The organism is Bacillus sp. FSL W8-0645, assembly GCF_038007905.1.
Lineage (GTDB): Bacteria > Bacillota > Bacilli > Bacillales > Bacillaceae > Bacillus > Bacillus pumilus.
Genome location: NZ_JBBOYC010000001.1, coordinates 3,202,653 through 3,218,453, shown reverse-complemented (window position 1 = coordinate 3,218,453; position 15,801 = coordinate 3,202,653). Strand labels below are relative to the sequence as shown.

The following is a 15,801-nucleotide window of genomic DNA, read 5'->3' as shown; positions in this document are numbered from 1 at the left end:
AGAAAGAGGAACTCATCATGAAAAAATTACTTGTGCTTGGTTTAACGCTCTGTTTTATCTTGCTTGCCGCTTGTGGTCAACAGGAAACAAAGAATAAAGCAACTCAAAATGATCATGGAACACCGAAAATTGCTTCCTTGTCTATTCATTTAACGAATGACTTATTAGCACTCGGTATCAAGCCAGCAGGCTCTGTTGTAGGAGGGGATTTAAAAGATTTCCTTCCACATGCCAAAAAGCAGCTGAGTGGTACGAAGAAGCTGGGCATCGCAGCCGATCCTGATATGGAGTCGCTGCTTGCATTACAACCAGATGTTATTTACGTTGATGAAGAACTAGCTGGACAAGATTTATCGAAATATAAGAAAATCGCCAAAACGGAAGTGTTTGATTTAAATAACGGCACTTGGCGTGATCATTTGAAAAAAATCGGCAAGCTCGTCAATAAAGAGAAAGAAGCCGATCAATATATTCAGGATTACAATCAAGAAGCAAAAGAAGTCAAATCGCTCATCAAACAAAAGATTGGAAACGGAAAAGTAATGGCGATCCGTGTGACGGCAAAGGAGCTTCGAGTATTTAGCATGAAGCGCCCAATGGGTCCAATTTTGTACGAGGATTTAGGCCTCACACCTGTCGATGGGGTGAAGAAACTGGACAGCAAACGGCCATTTGAAGTGATTTCTCAAGAGGTTCTTCCTGACTATGATGCAGATGCTATCTTTGTCGTCGTGAACCGTGATGATAAAGCGCAGCAGGCATTCAAGCAATTAGAAAAGACGCCGATTTGGAAGGGGCTAAAAGCCGTAAAGAACAATCAAGTCTATCCGATTGCCGATCAGCCATGGCTCGATTACTCAGCACTAGGCAATAAAATGGCTTTGGATGAAGCGAAAGAGATGTTTTCTACATCAAAATAAGATGAAATCAGGCATCATTCCTTATATAGGCATGATGTCTCTTTTTTTGATCCGGTCTTCTATTCTTTCGGTTTTTGCATACATATGAGAGAGAACGAGCCGTACCGGCCGTGAAGGGGAAGAAAGGGAGGGGTTACAGTTGGAAGTTCAAAAAATGAGTGCAGGTACAATCGCAAGGCTTGTGCTGCTTTTGCTCGCACTTGTCAACAGTGCGCTAACCGCTGCGGGAAAAAGCCCAATTCCTATTGATGAAGAAGGTATTCAGCAATTCATCACGTTAGCCTTTCTTGGAATTACATCTCTCTGGGCTTATTGGAAAAACAATGATATAACGAAAAAAGCACGAACAAAAAAAGCAGAATAAGAGGAAAAAGAGCCTTTTCATGATAAAAGGCTCTTTTTCAGCGAAGCGTCAAACGCTTCTCCCCGCAATTTGACTCTTCCTGAAAGGCTTACGCCCGTCGTTCTCCCATGTTGGCGAGGAATGCTTTTACTTCCTCAATGCTTAAGCCGATAGCTTTCGCCTCACTCATCAGACGTTTCCACTCTGTTATATTCGAATCCGTCAACTTTCTATGAGTGACATGTAACGTCTTTTCTTCCTGCTTCTTTCGGTACGTTTGGAGCAGCTGATAGAGTTCTTCTTTTGGCATGCCGGATTGGACGGCATTGACGATATGCTCCCGCCATTCGTGTTCACCACTCTCAGAGTCATGAAACATCAACGTCTCTGCATCAAATAGCTCTTGTAAATCAATCTCTAGCGAAGAGGATACCTTTTTTAAAAACTGGACAGATGGATTTCTGTGGACACCACGCTCAATCTTACTCAAATACGATTTAGAAACATGGGCATCTTCAGCCAACTGCTGAATGGAGTATCCTTTCCTCTTTCGGTAAATGCGTATCACCTTTCCTATCATTCGATCATCCCTTCTCCCTGGCGAATCGTACTGAGACCTTTTCGTTCATTATAAGAAATAATTTGTTCTTTATAAAATTCAAAAACGTAAGAATTAGGAAGTAAACAAAAGAAAACGAACGATTTCGTTCTTTAAAAAGAACTATAAGACCTATTATGACATTTTTCTTTGCGGGTATTATCTTTTATAATCCAATCATTAACAAAAAGAAACCATATATAACCTTTTTATGATGAAATCGGGAGGTATCTATGAATGAGATTATAGGTTTTAAGCAGCTGTTTTCTGTCATTAAAGAGAAAATGGCCCTTCTGATCCTGATTGTCCTGATCGTAACGGGCATTTCAGCCTACTATCAGTTCTATGTCTCGACTCCTGTATATCAGGCAACCACTCAAATTCTTGTTCATAAACGCAGCAATGACGCACAAGCGAACTTAAACGATATTCAGATGAACCTTCAATATACACGTACCTTTCAAGTTTTATTAAAAAGTCCGATCGTCATTGAAAAAGTAAAAGAAACACTCAACCTTACAGATTCAGCTGAAGGATTAAAACACAAAATTGCCACAAGTACAGAAAATGAGTCTGAGGTCATCAATATTTCTGTACAAGATGAGGATCGCGCAAAGGCAGTTGCCATTGCGAATACTGCAACAGAGGTGTTGCAAGAAGAAATCAAAAAAACCATGAATATGGATCGCATTAATGTTTTGTCTGAAGCCAAGCTGTCCAATACGATTCTTATGAATTCAAGAAAATTCGTTCATATCGTACTGGCACTAGGCGCCTCTTTATTAGGGGGGGTAACACTCATTTTCTTAATGAACCTACTCGATGATACTGTAAAACGAACACATCAAATAAGAGAAGAGATCGGATTGCCGTCGCTCGGCAGCGTCTATCGGATGCAGACAGACAGGAGGGCAAAAAAAGACAAGCAGTCCGTCATAACGGGAGGACAGAACATTGATCTTTAAGAGAAAGAAAAGAGAAAAGAGAGATTTATCCTGTATTTCTGTATTAAATCCTCACTCTGTCATAGCAGAACAATTTCGTACGATCCGAACGAACATCGAATTCACATCAATCCAAACAAGGCTGAAATCCATATTGGTGACATCCTCCTTGCCGAAGGAAGGGAAATCATTTACGGCTGCAAATCTAGCAGCTGTTTTTGCACAGCAGAAAAAGCGGGTGCTGCTAATGGATGCTGATTTGCGAAATCCGGTTGTTCATGAATATTTTGACCTGAGTCATCACACGGGCTTGACCAATGTGCTATTAAATAATTGCAGCTTGGAGGAAGCTATTTTACCCACACCTATTGAGCATTTAGAGCTGCTTCCGAGTGGAACCATTCCGCCGAATCCAGCTGAGCTGCTCTCCTCACCTGTCATGAAGCAACTTTTTTATGAAATTGAACAGCAATATGACATGGTGATTGTTGATTCTGCGCCGCTTCTGCCAGTAGCCGATGCAAAGATCCTGGCGAACCGGACAGATGGAAGCATTCTTGTTGTCTTAAGCGGCAAAACCAAGATAGCTGCGGTGAAGAAATCAAAAGAAGTGTTAGACGGGACAACAGGTAAACTGCTTGGGGCTATGCTAAATGGCAAGAAAGAGAAAAAGGGAAGGCTGTATATGTATTAACAAGATTGATAGGTGATGTCTCCTAATCTTTAACAATGGAGGCACTCGATCCTGCTGTGGGCATGACCAATGCCTTAGATGCTCGTCATCAATAGTGGGATGTGAGGACGGGTTTGATGCCCATTTTACGTAAGAATAGTGATGCTTTAAAAAGGGGGAGGAGCGTTGACTTACGCCCAAAGATTATCAATCATCGTGGCACTAGATTCATATCTCATCTTAGTGGCTGTCTTTTTTGGTTTTCAATTTGTCCAAGAAGCGGCGTTAACTGTTTATACATTTGAAATGCTCGTCATTTCTTCGCTCAGTCTACTCATTGGGCACCATTTGTTTTCGTATATTTTTCACGTGTACAAGCAAGTATGGGCTTATACAGGGGTAAGAGAGCTATTTTCTTTAATGAAGACCTTTGTATGTTCTTTTTTATTTTCGATGGCAATGCTGTACCTCTTCGTGCAGACATGGCCCTTCCGTTTTTTATTCATCGTATGGCTTTTTCACGTATTATTCATCGGTGCATCTCGAATGGCGTCCCGGCTATTTCATGATGGGGCAAAGCGGCTGCAGGTAGAAAAGGAGCGGGCATTAATCATTGGCGCCGGATCAGCTGGGACGATCATCGTTCGTCAGCTTCAGCAATCGAGTGATGTAGATATTGAACCAGTCGCCTTCATAGATGATGACAAGACGAAGCATAAGCTTGAAATCATGGGACTGCCTGTTCTAGGGGGAAAAGAACAGATTCAAACAGCTGTTGTGATGATGGATATTCAAAAGATCATCATCGCCATTCCGTCCAAAAGCAGCCATACGTTAAAAGGGCTTTATAAAGAATGCGTAGCGACTGGGGTTAAAACGCAGATCATGCCGGAGATGGAGCAGATTTTAAAAGGAACCCATGCACTGAATCAATTACGAGATGTACAGCCAGAGGATTTATTAGGTAGAGAACCAATTCAATTAGATTCAAGCCGTCTATCTGTCCATTTAAAGGGGAAAACCATCATGGTCACAGGGGCAGGCGGATCGATTGGATCAGAAATCTGTCGTCAAATTTGTGTGTTTGCTCCTCAAGCGATAGTGCTTGTGGGACATGGAGAATTTAGCATTCATTCTATTTTACTAGAGCTGAAAGAAATGTATGGGGATACCATCAGTCTCTATCCGCAAATTGCGGATATCCAAGATAAACAGAAAATGAGTGAAATCGTTGGTCAGTTTCAGCCGGATATGATTTATCATGCTGCGGCACATAAGCACGTCCCGCTCATGGAGATCAGTCCAAAAGAAGCAGTGAAAAACAATATTATCGGGACAAAAAATGTCGCAGAAGCTGCACATGAGCATGGCATTGAAACATTCGTCCTTATTTCCTCTGACAAAGCGGTCAATCCTGCCAATGTCATGGGCGCCACAAAGCGATTTGCTGAAATGCTGATCATGCAAATGGGGGCAAGCAGTGACACAAAATTTGTCGCGGTTCGGTTTGGAAATGTACTCGGAAGCAGGGGAAGCGTCATCCCAATTTTTAAGAAACAGATCGAACAAGGCGGGCCGGTCACGGTCACACACCCAGCCATGACAAGATATTTTATGACCATTCCAGAGGCATCGAGACTTGTCATTCAGGCGGGTGCCTTGGCAGAAGGAAGACAGATTTTCGTATTAGATATGGGGGAGCCAGTGAAAATTGTTGACCTCGCAGAAAACCTCATTCACCTCTCAGGTTACACCACAGACCAGATTCCGATTACGTTCACAGGCATTCGTCCTGGGGAGAAAATGTATGAGGAACTACTCAACCAACATGAAAAAGCACAGGAACAAATTTTCCCGAAAATTCATATCGGCCATGCGCTGGACGGGGACCCATATGTGCTGAACCGCTTTATCCATGAATTTGACATGATGAGTGAAGAGCAAATGAGAGAAGCATTGTTTGTTGCCATCGAATCAGATGATTTGTTGTCTGAACAGATGAAAAGAGAGGGGGAAGCGCTTGCTGATGAAGAAAAAAGTCTTGTTTTGCGCAACGGTTGATTATCATTTTAAGGCATTTCACCTTCCGTATTTCCGGTGGTTTCAGGAACAAGGATGGGAAGTGCATACAGCGGCAAATGGTCAGCTGGAGCTTCCCTATGTGGATCAAGCGCACTCGATTCCGATTCAGCGATCTCCTTTTCATGTGCACAACCGGTTTGCGTATGTGGAGCTGAAGAAGCTGTTAGCGAAAGAGCACTACGACTTCATCCATTGCCACACACCAATGGGAAGTGTGATTGGCAGACTTGCAGCCAAAAGCGCGCGCAAAAAAGGGACGAAGGTTCTTTACACAGCACATGGCTTTCACTTTTGGCAAGGAGCGCCGCTTCAAAACTGGCTGCTCTATTATCCGATTGAGCGGTGGCTCGCCCGCCATACAGACGCTCTGATCACCATTAATGGAGAGGATTTTAAAAGAGCAGATCATCTATCAAAAGAGCGGACATCTGTTTATTATGTTCCTGGTATGGGTGTGGATATGAAACGATTTGCACCAGTTAATGAAAAAGAGAAGCAGCGTCTTCGTACAGTCCATGGCTTTTCTTCAGAAGATTTTATTGTGCTGTGTGCTGGCGAATTAAATGCGAATAAAAACCAAGGAATGCTCATCAAAGCATGTGCCCAGCTATATAGGAAAATACCAAATGTGAAGATCGTGTTTGCCGGGGAAGGGGCAATGAGGCCGATGTATGAAAAGCTGGTTCATGAACTCCATCTTGAAAAGCATGTCCACTTTGCTGGTTTTTACAAACAAATTGAGGAATGGATGCATTTGAGTGATGTATGTGTGTCGACTAGTTTAAGAGAAGGGCTCGGCATGAATCTGCTTGAAGCGATGTCTGCGGAAAAGCCGGTCATTGCAACAGAGAATAGAGGACACTGTGAGCTGATCAGACATGGCGTGAATGGTTTTTTAGTCAAACCGCATGATGTGAATGATTTGGCTGAATATTTGCACCAGCTTTATCATAAAAGAGATCAGCTGCCCCTCATGGGAAAAGCGGGGCGCTCCTTAGCCCATGCATTTGCACAGGAGCAGACGGTGAGTGCTATGGAAGAAATTTATACAACTTACATGGATCAAGCAGAGAAGGTGATGTGAGCATGCGTAAGCCAAAGGTGTCTATCATCATGGGCGTCTACAATTGCCAAGACACAGTAGAAGAAAGTATTGAATCCATTCTTCATCAAACATATGACAACTGGGAGTTCATCATATGTGATGACGCATCAACAGACGGCACCTATGAAAAAGTGCTGTCCTATACAAAACGAGACCCTGAAAGAATTCGCCTTATCCGCAATGAGCATAATCAAAGGCTTGCTGCCAGTCTGAATCGCTGTCTAGTTGAAGCGAGGGGAGACTTGATTGCAAGGCAAGATGGCGACGATATATCAGTACCTGATCGTTTAGAAAAACAGGTGCATTTCCTTGAATCACATCCTGAATATGATGTGGTCGGGACGGCGATGACCGTGTTTGATGAATCGGGTACAAAAGGTGTACGTGCACTGATTTCAGAGCCTGATCGAAAAGTGCTGGCAAGAGGGACGCCTTTTTGTCATGGAACCATTATGATGAGGGCGGCTACGTACAAGGCTTTAAATGGATATCGCTCTGTGAAAACAACGAGGCGGATGGAAGATATTGATCTGTGGATTCGTTTTTTTGCTGCGGGGAGAAAAGGCTTTAATTTACAAGAGCCGTTATACCTTGTGAGAGAGGATGAAGCGGCTTTTCAGCGTCGTAAGTTTCAATATTCGATAGATAATGCCTGGCTCGTTTTAAAAGCATGCTGGTTATTAAAATTGCCGCCGGTTCATTATTTGTTTGCGTTAAAGCCGGTGGTCCGTGCCTGTTTATCACCGAAGATCATGAAATTTTATCATCAGCGGAAGCTGGAGGCGTCTTTGTTGAAAAGGAGGCCGATTCGGGATGAGTGAGCCAAAGCGTGTACTTCATATTGTGGGCGGGATGAACCGCGGCGGAGCTGAAACGATGATCATGAACATCTATCGTGCGCTCGATAGAAATGTCCTCCAATTTGACTTCATTACCCACCGGAAGGGTGTCTGTGATTATGATGAGGAAATTCAGAGGCTCGGAGGACGTATCTTTTACGTCCCGAGTATTGGGGCGTCCTCTCCTTTGGCATTTGTCAGAACATTGACAAAGACGATCAAACGAACAGGACCGTATCAAGCAGTGCATGCACATACAGATTTTCAAACAGGCTTCTCTGCCCTTGCTGCGAAATTGGCGGGTGTGAAGGTGCGGATTTGTCATTCGCATAATACAGCTTGGAAACAGTCGCCAAATTGGGTAGATCATATGATGCTCAAAGGGTTTCGCCGGCTGATTTTTGCATTTTCTACAAAGCTTGTTGCATGCGGTGAGGATGCCGGTTCCTTTTTATTTGGGCAGAAAAAAATGAAGAATGGACAGGTTGAGGTGCTGCCGAATGGGATTGATTTATCCCTTTTCTTTCAGCCTAATCCAGAAGAAAAGGTGAAGATCAAAAAGCAGCTGAGTCTTCAGGAAAAGAGTATGGTGATAGGTCATATTGGCCGTTTTCATGAACAAAAAAATCACGTTTTTTTTATGGAACTGGCACAGACCTTAAAGAAGCAGGGGGTCTCATTTCAGCTCGTCCTTGTAGGGGATGGACCGCTGAGACAGGTGGTTGAATCATATGCGGAGAAGGCCGGTTTGTTAGACAACATTGTCTTTACAGGCGTCGTATCGGACGTTCCAGAATATATGAAAGCATTTGATGTTTTTGTCATGCCTTCCTTGTTTGAAGGCCTTCCGCTTGTTTTAGTGGAAGCACAGGCATCTGGATTGCCTTGTGTGATTTCAGATCATATTACAGAGGAAGTAGATTTAGGCTGCGGTCTTGTGAAAAGAATGTCGCTACGGGATTCCGCGCATGAATGGATGAAGGCGGTGCTTGAAGCGTATCATGCAGAGCCTCCTCTTCAAGAGACCATTACGTACCAGCTTGAACAAAGAGGATTTGATGTCAAACAGAACATCACACGTGTGATGAATGGATATGGACTGTAAGGAAGGAATGGCAGATGGCGGTATATTTGGTGAACATGATCATGGTCTATTTATGGTCGAGCTTTGCCGCATTTTACGGCAGGCGTGATGATACCATTCAAAGCGGATGGCGGCCTAACAAGATTCTCGTGTTATTTCCGTTTTTGTTTCTTTGTATTGTCGCTGGTATTCGGTACAAAGTAGGAACCGATTTTGTCACATATGGACAGATGTATGAGTTCTCCGTCAATTATGAAAAGCCTTGGCACATCTTCGGATTTGGTGTGGACAAGGCGGCCACTGACCCAGGATTTACATTTATTTTATGGATGCTCAATCAACTGTCCCATGATCCGCAAATCATGTATATCTCGGTTGGGGCGATCACTTATTTTTTTATCATCAAGACGCTCATTCAATATGGCCGTCCCTTTGAGCTGAGTATGCTGCTTTTTCTCGGCACCTTTCATTATTACGCTTCGTTTAATGGCATGCGTCAGTATATGGTGGCGGCGGTTCTTTTTTACGCCATCCGTCTTGTGATCAATGGTCAGTGGAAATTGTATTTTCCGCTTGTCCTCGTATGTTCATTGTTTCATTCATCGGCTCTTATCATGATTCCTGTGTATTTTATCGTGAGAACAAAATCGTGGTCATGGATGATGCTGGTCTTATGCATGATTTTCTTAGGGTTAACCGCTCTTTATGACCGATTTGTTTCCGTGTTTGTCGTGATGCTGCAAGGCAGTTCGTATGGGCATTACGAGGAATGGCTCACAACGAATACAAATGGAATGAATGTGACAAAAATCGGTGTATTGATTTTGCCGCTTTTGCTTGCTTTTCTTTATCGAAAACGGCTTCGTGAGCTGACGCCTGAGAGTGATTACGTTGTGAATTTTTGTTTGCTCGGTTTCTTGTTTGGGATCCTTGCCACAAAGGATGTCATTTATGCAAGATTTCACATTTATTTTGGCTTGTATCAGCTTATTTTACTGCCGTATTTCACACGCATTTTTGATCAGCGGTCTAATGTCTTTATCTATGTAGGGATTGCTGTTTGTTATATTCTGTACAGCATCATGCTGATGCCGTTCGATTCATCTGTGTTACCGTACAGGACGATATTTACAAAGTAGATTTTGAGAAAGGTGGGGCATGTTGTAATGCCAGCTATCAGTCTATTGGTCGCAGTCTACAATACGAGTCAGTATGTGGAGCAATGCCTTCAATCAATTGCAGATCAAAGTTTTTCAAATATAGAGGTCATTCTCGTAAATGATGGATCTACAGATCATAGCGGAGAATATCTTGAAGCATTTGCTTCGCAAGATCAGCGGTTTCGGGTCATTCATCAAACCAATCAAGGGTTAGGCGCTGTGAGGAACCGGGGCATCGAAGAAGCAAAGGGCACGTATATTGCCTTTGTTGATTCAGATGATATTCTAGCGCCTCATTACTGCGAAGCCTTGTATGAAAAAGCTGAAATGACCGGCGCAGATCTAGTTGTCAGTGAGTACTGGATTCAATTTGAACAGTCAAAGCGAACCATACCAACGACGTTGTTAGCCGAGCGGTCGGCCGAAAAAACGAGTTTAATTGAAGCGTTATTGCATGGAGACATTACGGGGTTCTCATGGAATAAGCTGTATCGACGTGCCTTTATCGAAGAACATCACATTCGATTTCCGCTGCGGGGGGAACTTGAGAACATAGAAGATCAATATGTGACGCTGCGCTGTTTTTCTTTATCACGCGGCATTGCCTTTGTTCATGAACCTCTTTATTACTACCGGGTTCATCTGTCTTCTATTGTGCAGCGATATCAGAAGCAGTATTTTCATCATGGACTAACCTTTTATCATGCGCAGCGCTTGTTTTTGACAGAATATGATGACATCTCTCTGTATGAAAAGGCACTTGATTTTTTTATTGTCAATCATACCCTTCATTGTATGCTCAACGAATGGAAGAGCCAAAATGCACTCTCTCTTCGGGAAAAGCTTGATCACATGCGGGAAATGGTGACACACGAGGCTTTTCAGCATGCTGTCAAACAAGTGGAACCATCGAAGCTCACCGCTCGAAAGCGAATGATTTTATTCCTTGCGAAGTGCCGGCTGGTTTATCCGCTGTCTGCCGCCGCTTCTAGCTATCAAAAATGGATCGAATATCAAACAAGGAAATAGGGGTGATGAGATTGACATTGCAGCAATTGAAGGCGCACGCCGCAGAGTGGCTGCTCTTAAAGGTTAAATATCCGCTTGAATATCGACTGAGCCGCCAAAGCCTGCCAGAGCGGAGTCATCAGAAGAAAATCATTCTCACGCTGCTGCCAGGACATGATAATTTAGGGGATCATGCGATTGCCTATGCGAGTTATTGTTTTTTAAAAGAGTACTTTCCCGCCTACGACATCATGGAAGTGGACATGAAGGAGATCTATCGCCTCGCCCGTCCGTTAAAGCGTATGCGGCACCCAGAAGATATCGTCTGTATCATCGGTGGGGGCAATATGGGGGACTTATACCGTTATGAAGAATGGACGAGACAATTTATCATGAAAACCTTCAAGTCCTATCCGGTGATTCAATTGCCGGCCACTGCCCATTTTACAGAAACAAAGAGAGGAAAAAGAGAGGAACGCCGCGCCATTCAAACATACAAACATCATCCAAGGCTGCTTCTCATGGCAAGAGATCAAACAACCTACACTTGGATGAAGCAGCACTTCCCTGATCAAGATGTGTGGAAACAGCCTGATATGGTGCTGACATTAGATGAATCAAACAAGGAACAAAAACGTGAAGGGGTTTTACTTTGTTTGCGAGAGGATAAGGAAGCGTATCTCACTGAAAAGGAGCGGCGGCAGCTAAAGCAGCATATTCAAGAGACATTTGATCAAGTCGGTTTGATCACAACGACAATTGGCAAACGAGTGGATCGAACGACTCGCTTAGATGAATTATCTGCTTTATGGAAAGAGTTAAGTAAGGCACAGGTCGTCGTGACAGACCGGCTTCACGGCATGATTTTTTGTGCGATTACGCAAACACCGTGTGTTGTCCTCAGGTCGTTTGATCATAAGGTGATGGAAGGGTATGAATGGGTGGCTCATCTTCCGTTTTTGACGCTATTAAAAGAACCGAATGAGGCGTCTGTGAAAGAGGCGATTCATCAGCTGATGAAAACGAGCAGACAAAAGGGAGAGGAAGCTGGATGAAGGCTTTTACACGCTGCGTGAAATCAAAATGAATCGAGCGTTTCTTTACAATGCCAGTGCAAACATCATGACGTTTGTCTTGATGATGCTTATGTCTGTTTGTTTAACACCGTATATCGTTCATACACTTGGAGTCGAAGCATTCGGCTTAATCCATCTGACGCAAAATATGATCAACTATTTATCGGTTATTACGGCGTCATTAAGTGCTGTGGTGGTGCGCTTTTTTTCTGTGGCGGCTCATAAAGGAGAAATGGAGAAGGCGCAGCGCTATCTCTCATCTTATTTCGTCAGTTCCATTTTTTTATCGATTAGCCTTTTTTTGTTTTGTCTGTTCATGTCCCGCCAGCTGGTAGAGTGGCTTCATGTGCCTGATGATCTCGCCAAGGACACACAGACCGCCTTTATATTAGGAGGTCTTTTATTTATGCTCAATTTTGTCATGTCCGGCATTGGGGCTGCGCCGTTTTATGCGAATAAGTTATATGTATCAAGTATTGGTCAGACCATTCAAATGTTTTTGAGGGCACTGATGATTGTGCTGCTGTTTACATGGATGGCACCCGCCATCTGGCATATTCCACTTGCGGCTGTGATAGGAAGCTTGGGGGCTATGGGAATTGGTATCTATTATTTTAAAAAACTCATCCCTTGGTTTTCGTTTAAGTGGCGGCACGTTTCACTATCTTCTAGTCTCACACTTGTTCGATCAGGGGTCTGGCATTCTTTTGAGCAAATGGGGATTTTGCTATTTTTACAGATTGATTTATTGATGACGAATCTGCTCATTGGAGCGGAAGCGACGGGACAGTATGCGGCGATATTACAATTTCCATTATTATTACGCACACTCGCAGGGACATTGGCGGTTGTATTTGCCCCAACGATTACGAAATTTTACTCGAATCAAGATGAAGAAGGTCTCATTCAATATGCAGCCAGTGCCATTAAGTGGAGCGGATTATTTGTCGCGTTTCCGGCCGCTCTGCTAGGAGGACTTGCCGGTCCGCTCATGCTTTTATGGCTTGGACCTGCCTTTGAAGAGCTGAAATGGCTTCTTATGATTCATGCTGCTTATTTATGCTTGACCTTGATGTTTTTACCGTTGACATATGTGCCGACCGCTTTTAATCGATTGAAGGTTCCAGCGGTGGTCACGCTCATATTAGGTGTATCCAATGTACTTTTTGCCTATGGATTGACTCATACGCTTCAGCTTGGTTTATACGGCATTGCATCAGCGGGAGCGATTGTTTTATTGATCAAAAATATTGTGTTTCTGCCATTTTATACGGCCCGCATCACGAATCAGAAACGCACCATCTTTTACAAACATACGATGGTTCCACTTGCAGGAGCGCTCATGATTTGGGGCGTCTGTGCAGGAATTCAAGCGATTTATGACGTGACGTCCTGGTGGGAGCTGTTTTGTATTGGCGGTCTATGTTTCTTTCTTTATATGGGCTACTTGTATCAATTTGCAGGAACAAAACGAGAGCGGCAGCAGCTGGTGCATAAGGTAAAACAAGCTGTTTCCCGCTAGTGAGAAAAGGAGATTTCATGATGAAAAGAATGTTAGATGTGATGGTGGCATTGACGCTGCTCATCGCAGGCAGTCTTCTTTTTCTTCTGCTTTATGGATTGATTCGGTGGAAAATTGGGAGGCCTGTGTTGTTTCGGCAGAAGCGGCCTGGTCTGTATGGTCGGCCATTTATGCTATATAAATTTCGGACGATGACCGATGAGCGTGACGAGCACGGGGTGCTCCTGCCAGATCATCTTCGATTAACAAAAACCGGCGCCTTGATTCGCAAGCTCAGTCTTGATGAATTGCCGCAGCTAGTCAATGTCCTAAAAGGAGAGCTCAGTCTCGTTGGACCAAGGCCGCTTCTGATGGAATATCTACCGATGTATACAGAGGAGCAAGCAAGGCGCCATCTTGTCAAGCCTGGCATTACTGGATGGGCACAGGTGAATGGAAGGAACACGATCTCCTGGGAGGAGAAATTCTCCTATGACCTCTGGTACGTCGAGCATCAATCATTTTGGCTTGATATGAAAATTTTATGGATGACCTTGCTGAAAGTCATCAAAACAGAGGGGGTGCAGCAGCCGCATCATGCCACAGCTGAAAAATTCAAAGGAACCGATATGTAAAGAGCAACCGATTGGTTTAATTGGTGCTGGTGGGCATAGCAAAGTCATTCAAGAAATGATTGCTGCCCATCCCGATTACTCATTATGTGCCGTATTAGATGATCAATTTGAAGAGACTACGACTCAAAGCAGTATCTTGTATGGACCGATCTCCGTGAGTCAACAGCTGAGAGAGACAATGCCACATATGAAATGGCTGATTGCGATCGGACAAAATGAGAGCAGACAGTTAGTAAAGGAACGCCTCTCCTTTGAAAACACGGCATTTTCCACACTCATCCATCCACAGGCGGTCGTAAGTCCATCAGCGGTCATTGGAAGAGGAGCTGTCGTAATGGCAAGGGCAGTAGTTCAAGCAGATGCAGTAATCGGTGAACATGCGATTATCAACACAGGATCTATCGTAGAGCATGACTGTATACTCGAATCATTTGTCCATCTGTCACCGGGAGCAGTGTTAACTGGCTGTGTGTCTGTACGAATGGGAACCCATATTGGGGCAGGTGCTGTTGTGATACCCGGGACATCAATCGGAAGCTGGACAATCATTGGCGCAGGAGCCGCAGTAACAAGAGATATACACGATCAGAAAGTCGCTGTAGGCATTCCTGCAATAGAAATCAAAGATCGGAGAGAGGGTGGGAAATGATGCAAGAAAGAAAACGGATTTACTTATCACCACCGCATATGAGCGGAAAAGAGTATTTGAAAATAGAGGAAGCTTTCAAGAGTAATTGGATTGCACCGCTTGGACCTCTTGTGAATGAATTTGAGCAGGCAGTCGCGCGCTATGCAGGAGTGAATGCAGGAGCGGCTTTATCTTCTGGAACAGCAGCAATTCACCTCGCATTAAAGCTTATTGGCGTTGAAAAAGGGGACATTGTCTTTTGTTCCACCCTCACATTTGTGGCAACTGCAAATCCGATTTTATATGAACAAGCCACGCCCGTTTTTATTGATTCTGAAAGGGATACATGGAATATGTGCCCGCTTGCTTTAGAGAAAGCCTTTGTGGAATCAAAACGACTTGGAAAAAGACCCCGTGCAGTCATTGTCGTGCATTTATATGGACAAAGCGCAAAAATGGACGAGATCCTGGCGTTGTGTGAAGCATATGATGTGCCAGTCATTGAGGATGCGGCTGAATCGTTAGGTGCTCTATATAAAGGAAAAAAAAGCGGCTCAATGGGCAGGTTCGGCATTTATTCGTTTAATGGCAATAAAATCATTACAACATCAGGCGGCGGAATGCTTGTGAGTAATGATGAAGCTGCGATCGAACGCTGCCGCTTTCTCGCTTCACAGGCAAGAGAGCGCGCGATGCATTATGAGCATCAAGAAATAGGATACAACTATCGCATGAGCAACCTGCTAGCAGGCGTCGGGATTGCTCAGATGGAAATATTGGACGAGCGTGTTGAACAAAAGCGCCGCATTTTCAAGCGGTATCAGGATGCGTTATCTAAAGTAGAGGGTCTTTATTTCATGTCTGAATATCAAGACACCAAGTCCAACCGCTGGCTGACGACATTGACCATTGATCGCGATAAAAGAACCTCTCCAGTGGACATCATTGCTGCACTAGAAGAAGAACAGATTGAAGCAAGGCGTGTATGGAAGCCGCTGCACCAACAGCCGCTCTTTCGTGATTGTCCCTTTTATTCAGCGGCGAAAGGCACTCCCGTATCTGAATTGTTATTTGAAACAGGGCTTTGTCTCCCCTCTGGAACAAGTATGACAGACGCTGAACAGGATCGTATCATTGACACACTTCGTCATGCCCTGCGAGAAAAAACCTTCACCTCTTCACAGGCTGCTCACTCGTAAGCAGCC

At 44.0% G+C, this 15,801-nt stretch carries 16 protein-coding genes; 15 read left to right on the top strand and 1 reads right to left on the bottom strand.

The window, feature by feature from the left end:
* Positions 1 to 14: 14 nt before the first annotated feature.
* Entirely contained in the window at positions 15 to 920 is a 906-nt protein-coding gene (locus tag NST39_RS16780) for an iron-hydroxamate ABC transporter substrate-binding protein (protein ID WP_212045770.1), read from the top strand.
* Positions 921 to 1,059: 139 nt separating this feature from the next.
* Complete coding sequence (locus NST39_RS16775; RefSeq protein ID WP_106067305.1) at positions 1,060 to 1,284, top strand: phage holin; 225 nt, start codon at positions 1,060 to 1,062, stop codon at positions 1,282 to 1,284.
* Positions 1,285 to 1,372: 88 nt separating this feature from the next.
* On the opposite strand, the gene slrR is transcribed toward NST39_RS16775, so the two are convergent.
* Positions 1,373 to 1,843 (bottom strand): HTH-type transcriptional regulator SlrR, encoded by a 471-nt coding sequence (gene slrR, locus NST39_RS16770; protein WP_106067304.1) that lies wholly within the window; start codon positions 1,841 to 1,843, stop codon positions 1,373 to 1,375.
* Positions 1,844 to 2,094: 251 nt separating this feature from the next.
* On the opposite strand from slrR, the gene NST39_RS16765 reads away from it, so the two are divergent.
* From NST39_RS16765 to NST39_RS16705, 13 genes are all read left to right on the top strand, one after another.
* The gene (locus NST39_RS16765) at positions 2,095 to 2,826 is read left to right on the top strand and encodes a YveK family protein (protein WP_335351267.1); all 732 of its coding nucleotides are present in this window, start codon (positions 2,095 to 2,097) and stop codon (positions 2,824 to 2,826) included.
* Positions 2,816 to 3,499 carry a CpsD/CapB family tyrosine-protein kinase gene (locus tag NST39_RS16760; protein ID WP_113768106.1) on the top strand — a complete coding sequence of 228 codons (684 nt, stop codon included), beginning with the start codon at positions 2,816 to 2,818 and terminating at the stop codon, positions 3,497 to 3,499. Before NST39_RS16765 ends, NST39_RS16760 begins: the two co-directional genes overlap by 11 nt.
* A 165-nt stretch (positions 3,500 to 3,664) precedes the next feature.
* Positions 3,665 to 5,539: a polysaccharide biosynthesis protein gene (locus tag NST39_RS16755; RefSeq protein WP_126740912.1), complete on the top strand. Its 1,875-nt coding sequence runs from the start codon at positions 3,665 to 3,667 to the stop codon at positions 5,537 to 5,539.
* Positions 5,505 to 6,644 carry a glycosyltransferase family 4 protein gene (locus NST39_RS16750; protein ID WP_268483088.1) on the top strand — a complete coding sequence of 380 codons (1,140 nt, stop codon included), beginning with the start codon at positions 5,505 to 5,507 and terminating at the stop codon, positions 6,642 to 6,644. Before NST39_RS16755 ends, NST39_RS16750 begins: the two co-directional genes overlap by 35 nt.
* Positions 6,645 to 6,646: 2 nt before the next feature.
* Positions 6,647 to 7,486 carry a glycosyltransferase family 2 protein gene (locus tag NST39_RS16745; RefSeq protein WP_113768103.1) on the top strand — a complete coding sequence of 280 codons (840 nt, stop codon included), beginning with the start codon at positions 6,647 to 6,649 and terminating at the stop codon, positions 7,484 to 7,486.
* On the top strand, positions 7,479 to 8,609 hold the full coding sequence (locus NST39_RS16740) for a glycosyltransferase family 1 protein (protein ID WP_341029381.1): 1,131 nt from the start codon (positions 7,479 to 7,481) through the stop codon (positions 8,607 to 8,609). Before NST39_RS16745 ends, NST39_RS16740 begins: the two co-directional genes overlap by 8 nt.
* A 14-nt stretch (positions 8,610 to 8,623) precedes the next feature.
* On the top strand, positions 8,624 to 9,727 hold the full coding sequence (locus NST39_RS16735) for an EpsG family protein (protein ID WP_185107827.1): 1,104 nt from the start codon (positions 8,624 to 8,626) through the stop codon (positions 9,725 to 9,727).
* 27 nt (positions 9,728 to 9,754) lie between these two features.
* A complete protein-coding gene (locus NST39_RS16730; RefSeq protein WP_065097989.1) occupies positions 9,755 to 10,777 on the top strand; it encodes a glycosyltransferase family 2 protein in 1,023 nt (340 codons plus the stop codon).
* A gap of 5 nt (positions 10,778 to 10,782) precedes the next feature.
* Positions 10,783 to 11,811: a polysaccharide pyruvyl transferase family protein gene (locus NST39_RS16725; RefSeq protein WP_065097990.1), complete on the top strand. Its 1,029-nt coding sequence runs from the start codon at positions 10,783 to 10,785 to the stop codon at positions 11,809 to 11,811.
* A 28-nt stretch (positions 11,812 to 11,839) separates the two neighbouring features.
* Positions 11,840 to 13,354 carry an MATE family efflux transporter gene (locus NST39_RS16720; RefSeq protein ID WP_065097991.1) on the top strand — a complete coding sequence of 505 codons (1,515 nt, stop codon included), beginning with the start codon at positions 11,840 to 11,842 and terminating at the stop codon, positions 13,352 to 13,354.
* A gap of 20 nt (positions 13,355 to 13,374) precedes the next feature.
* On the top strand, positions 13,375 to 13,968 hold the full coding sequence (locus tag NST39_RS16715) for a sugar transferase (protein WP_081277146.1): 594 nt from the start codon (positions 13,375 to 13,377) through the stop codon (positions 13,966 to 13,968).
* On the top strand, positions 13,931 to 14,617 hold the full coding sequence (locus tag NST39_RS16710) for an acetyltransferase (RefSeq protein WP_065097993.1): 687 nt from the start codon (positions 13,931 to 13,933) through the stop codon (positions 14,615 to 14,617). The genes NST39_RS16715 and NST39_RS16710 overlap by 38 nt, the downstream gene beginning before the upstream one ends.
* The gene (locus NST39_RS16705) at positions 14,617 to 15,795 is read left to right on the top strand and encodes a DegT/DnrJ/EryC1/StrS family aminotransferase (protein ID WP_065098089.1); all 1,179 of its coding nucleotides are present in this window, start codon (positions 14,617 to 14,619) and stop codon (positions 15,793 to 15,795) included. Before NST39_RS16710 ends, NST39_RS16705 begins: the two co-directional genes overlap by 1 nt.
* The last annotated feature ends 6 nt before the right edge of the window (positions 15,796 to 15,801 follow it).

What these genes read in the sequence shown, in the direction of transcription:
- slrR (WP_106067304.1), bottom strand. Translation starts at nt 1,843, where the DNA reads ATGATAGGAAAGGTGATACGCATTTACCGAAAGAGGAAAGGATACTCC.
- NST39_RS16765 (WP_335351267.1), top strand. Translation starts at nt 2,095, where the DNA reads ATGAATGAGATTATAGGTTTTAAGCAGCTGTTTTCTGTCATTAAAGAG.
- NST39_RS16750 (WP_268483088.1), top strand. Translation starts at nt 5,505, where the DNA reads ATGAAGAAAAAAGTCTTGTTTTGCGCAACGGTTGATTATCATTTTAAG.
- NST39_RS16745 (WP_113768103.1), top strand. Translation starts at nt 6,647, where the DNA reads ATGCGTAAGCCAAAGGTGTCTATCATCATGGGCGTCTACAATTGCCAA.
- NST39_RS16740 (WP_341029381.1), top strand. Translation starts at nt 7,479, where the DNA reads ATGAGTGAGCCAAAGCGTGTACTTCATATTGTGGGCGGGATGAACCGC.
- NST39_RS16735 (WP_185107827.1), top strand. Translation starts at nt 8,624, where the DNA reads ATGGCGGTATATTTGGTGAACATGATCATGGTCTATTTATGGTCGAGC.
- NST39_RS16730 (WP_065097989.1), top strand. Translation starts at nt 9,755, where the DNA reads ATGCCAGCTATCAGTCTATTGGTCGCAGTCTACAATACGAGTCAGTAT.
- NST39_RS16725 (WP_065097990.1), top strand. Translation starts at nt 10,783, where the DNA reads ATGAGATTGACATTGCAGCAATTGAAGGCGCACGCCGCAGAGTGGCTG.
- NST39_RS16720 (WP_065097991.1), top strand. Translation starts at nt 11,840, where the DNA reads ATGAATCGAGCGTTTCTTTACAATGCCAGTGCAAACATCATGACGTTT.
- NST39_RS16715 (WP_081277146.1), top strand. Translation starts at nt 13,375, where the DNA reads ATGAAAAGAATGTTAGATGTGATGGTGGCATTGACGCTGCTCATCGCA.
- NST39_RS16710 (WP_065097993.1), top strand. Translation starts at nt 13,931, where the DNA reads ATGCCACAGCTGAAAAATTCAAAGGAACCGATATGTAAAGAGCAACCG.
- NST39_RS16705 (WP_065098089.1), top strand. Translation starts at nt 14,617, where the DNA reads ATGCAAGAAAGAAAACGGATTTACTTATCACCACCGCATATGAGCGGA.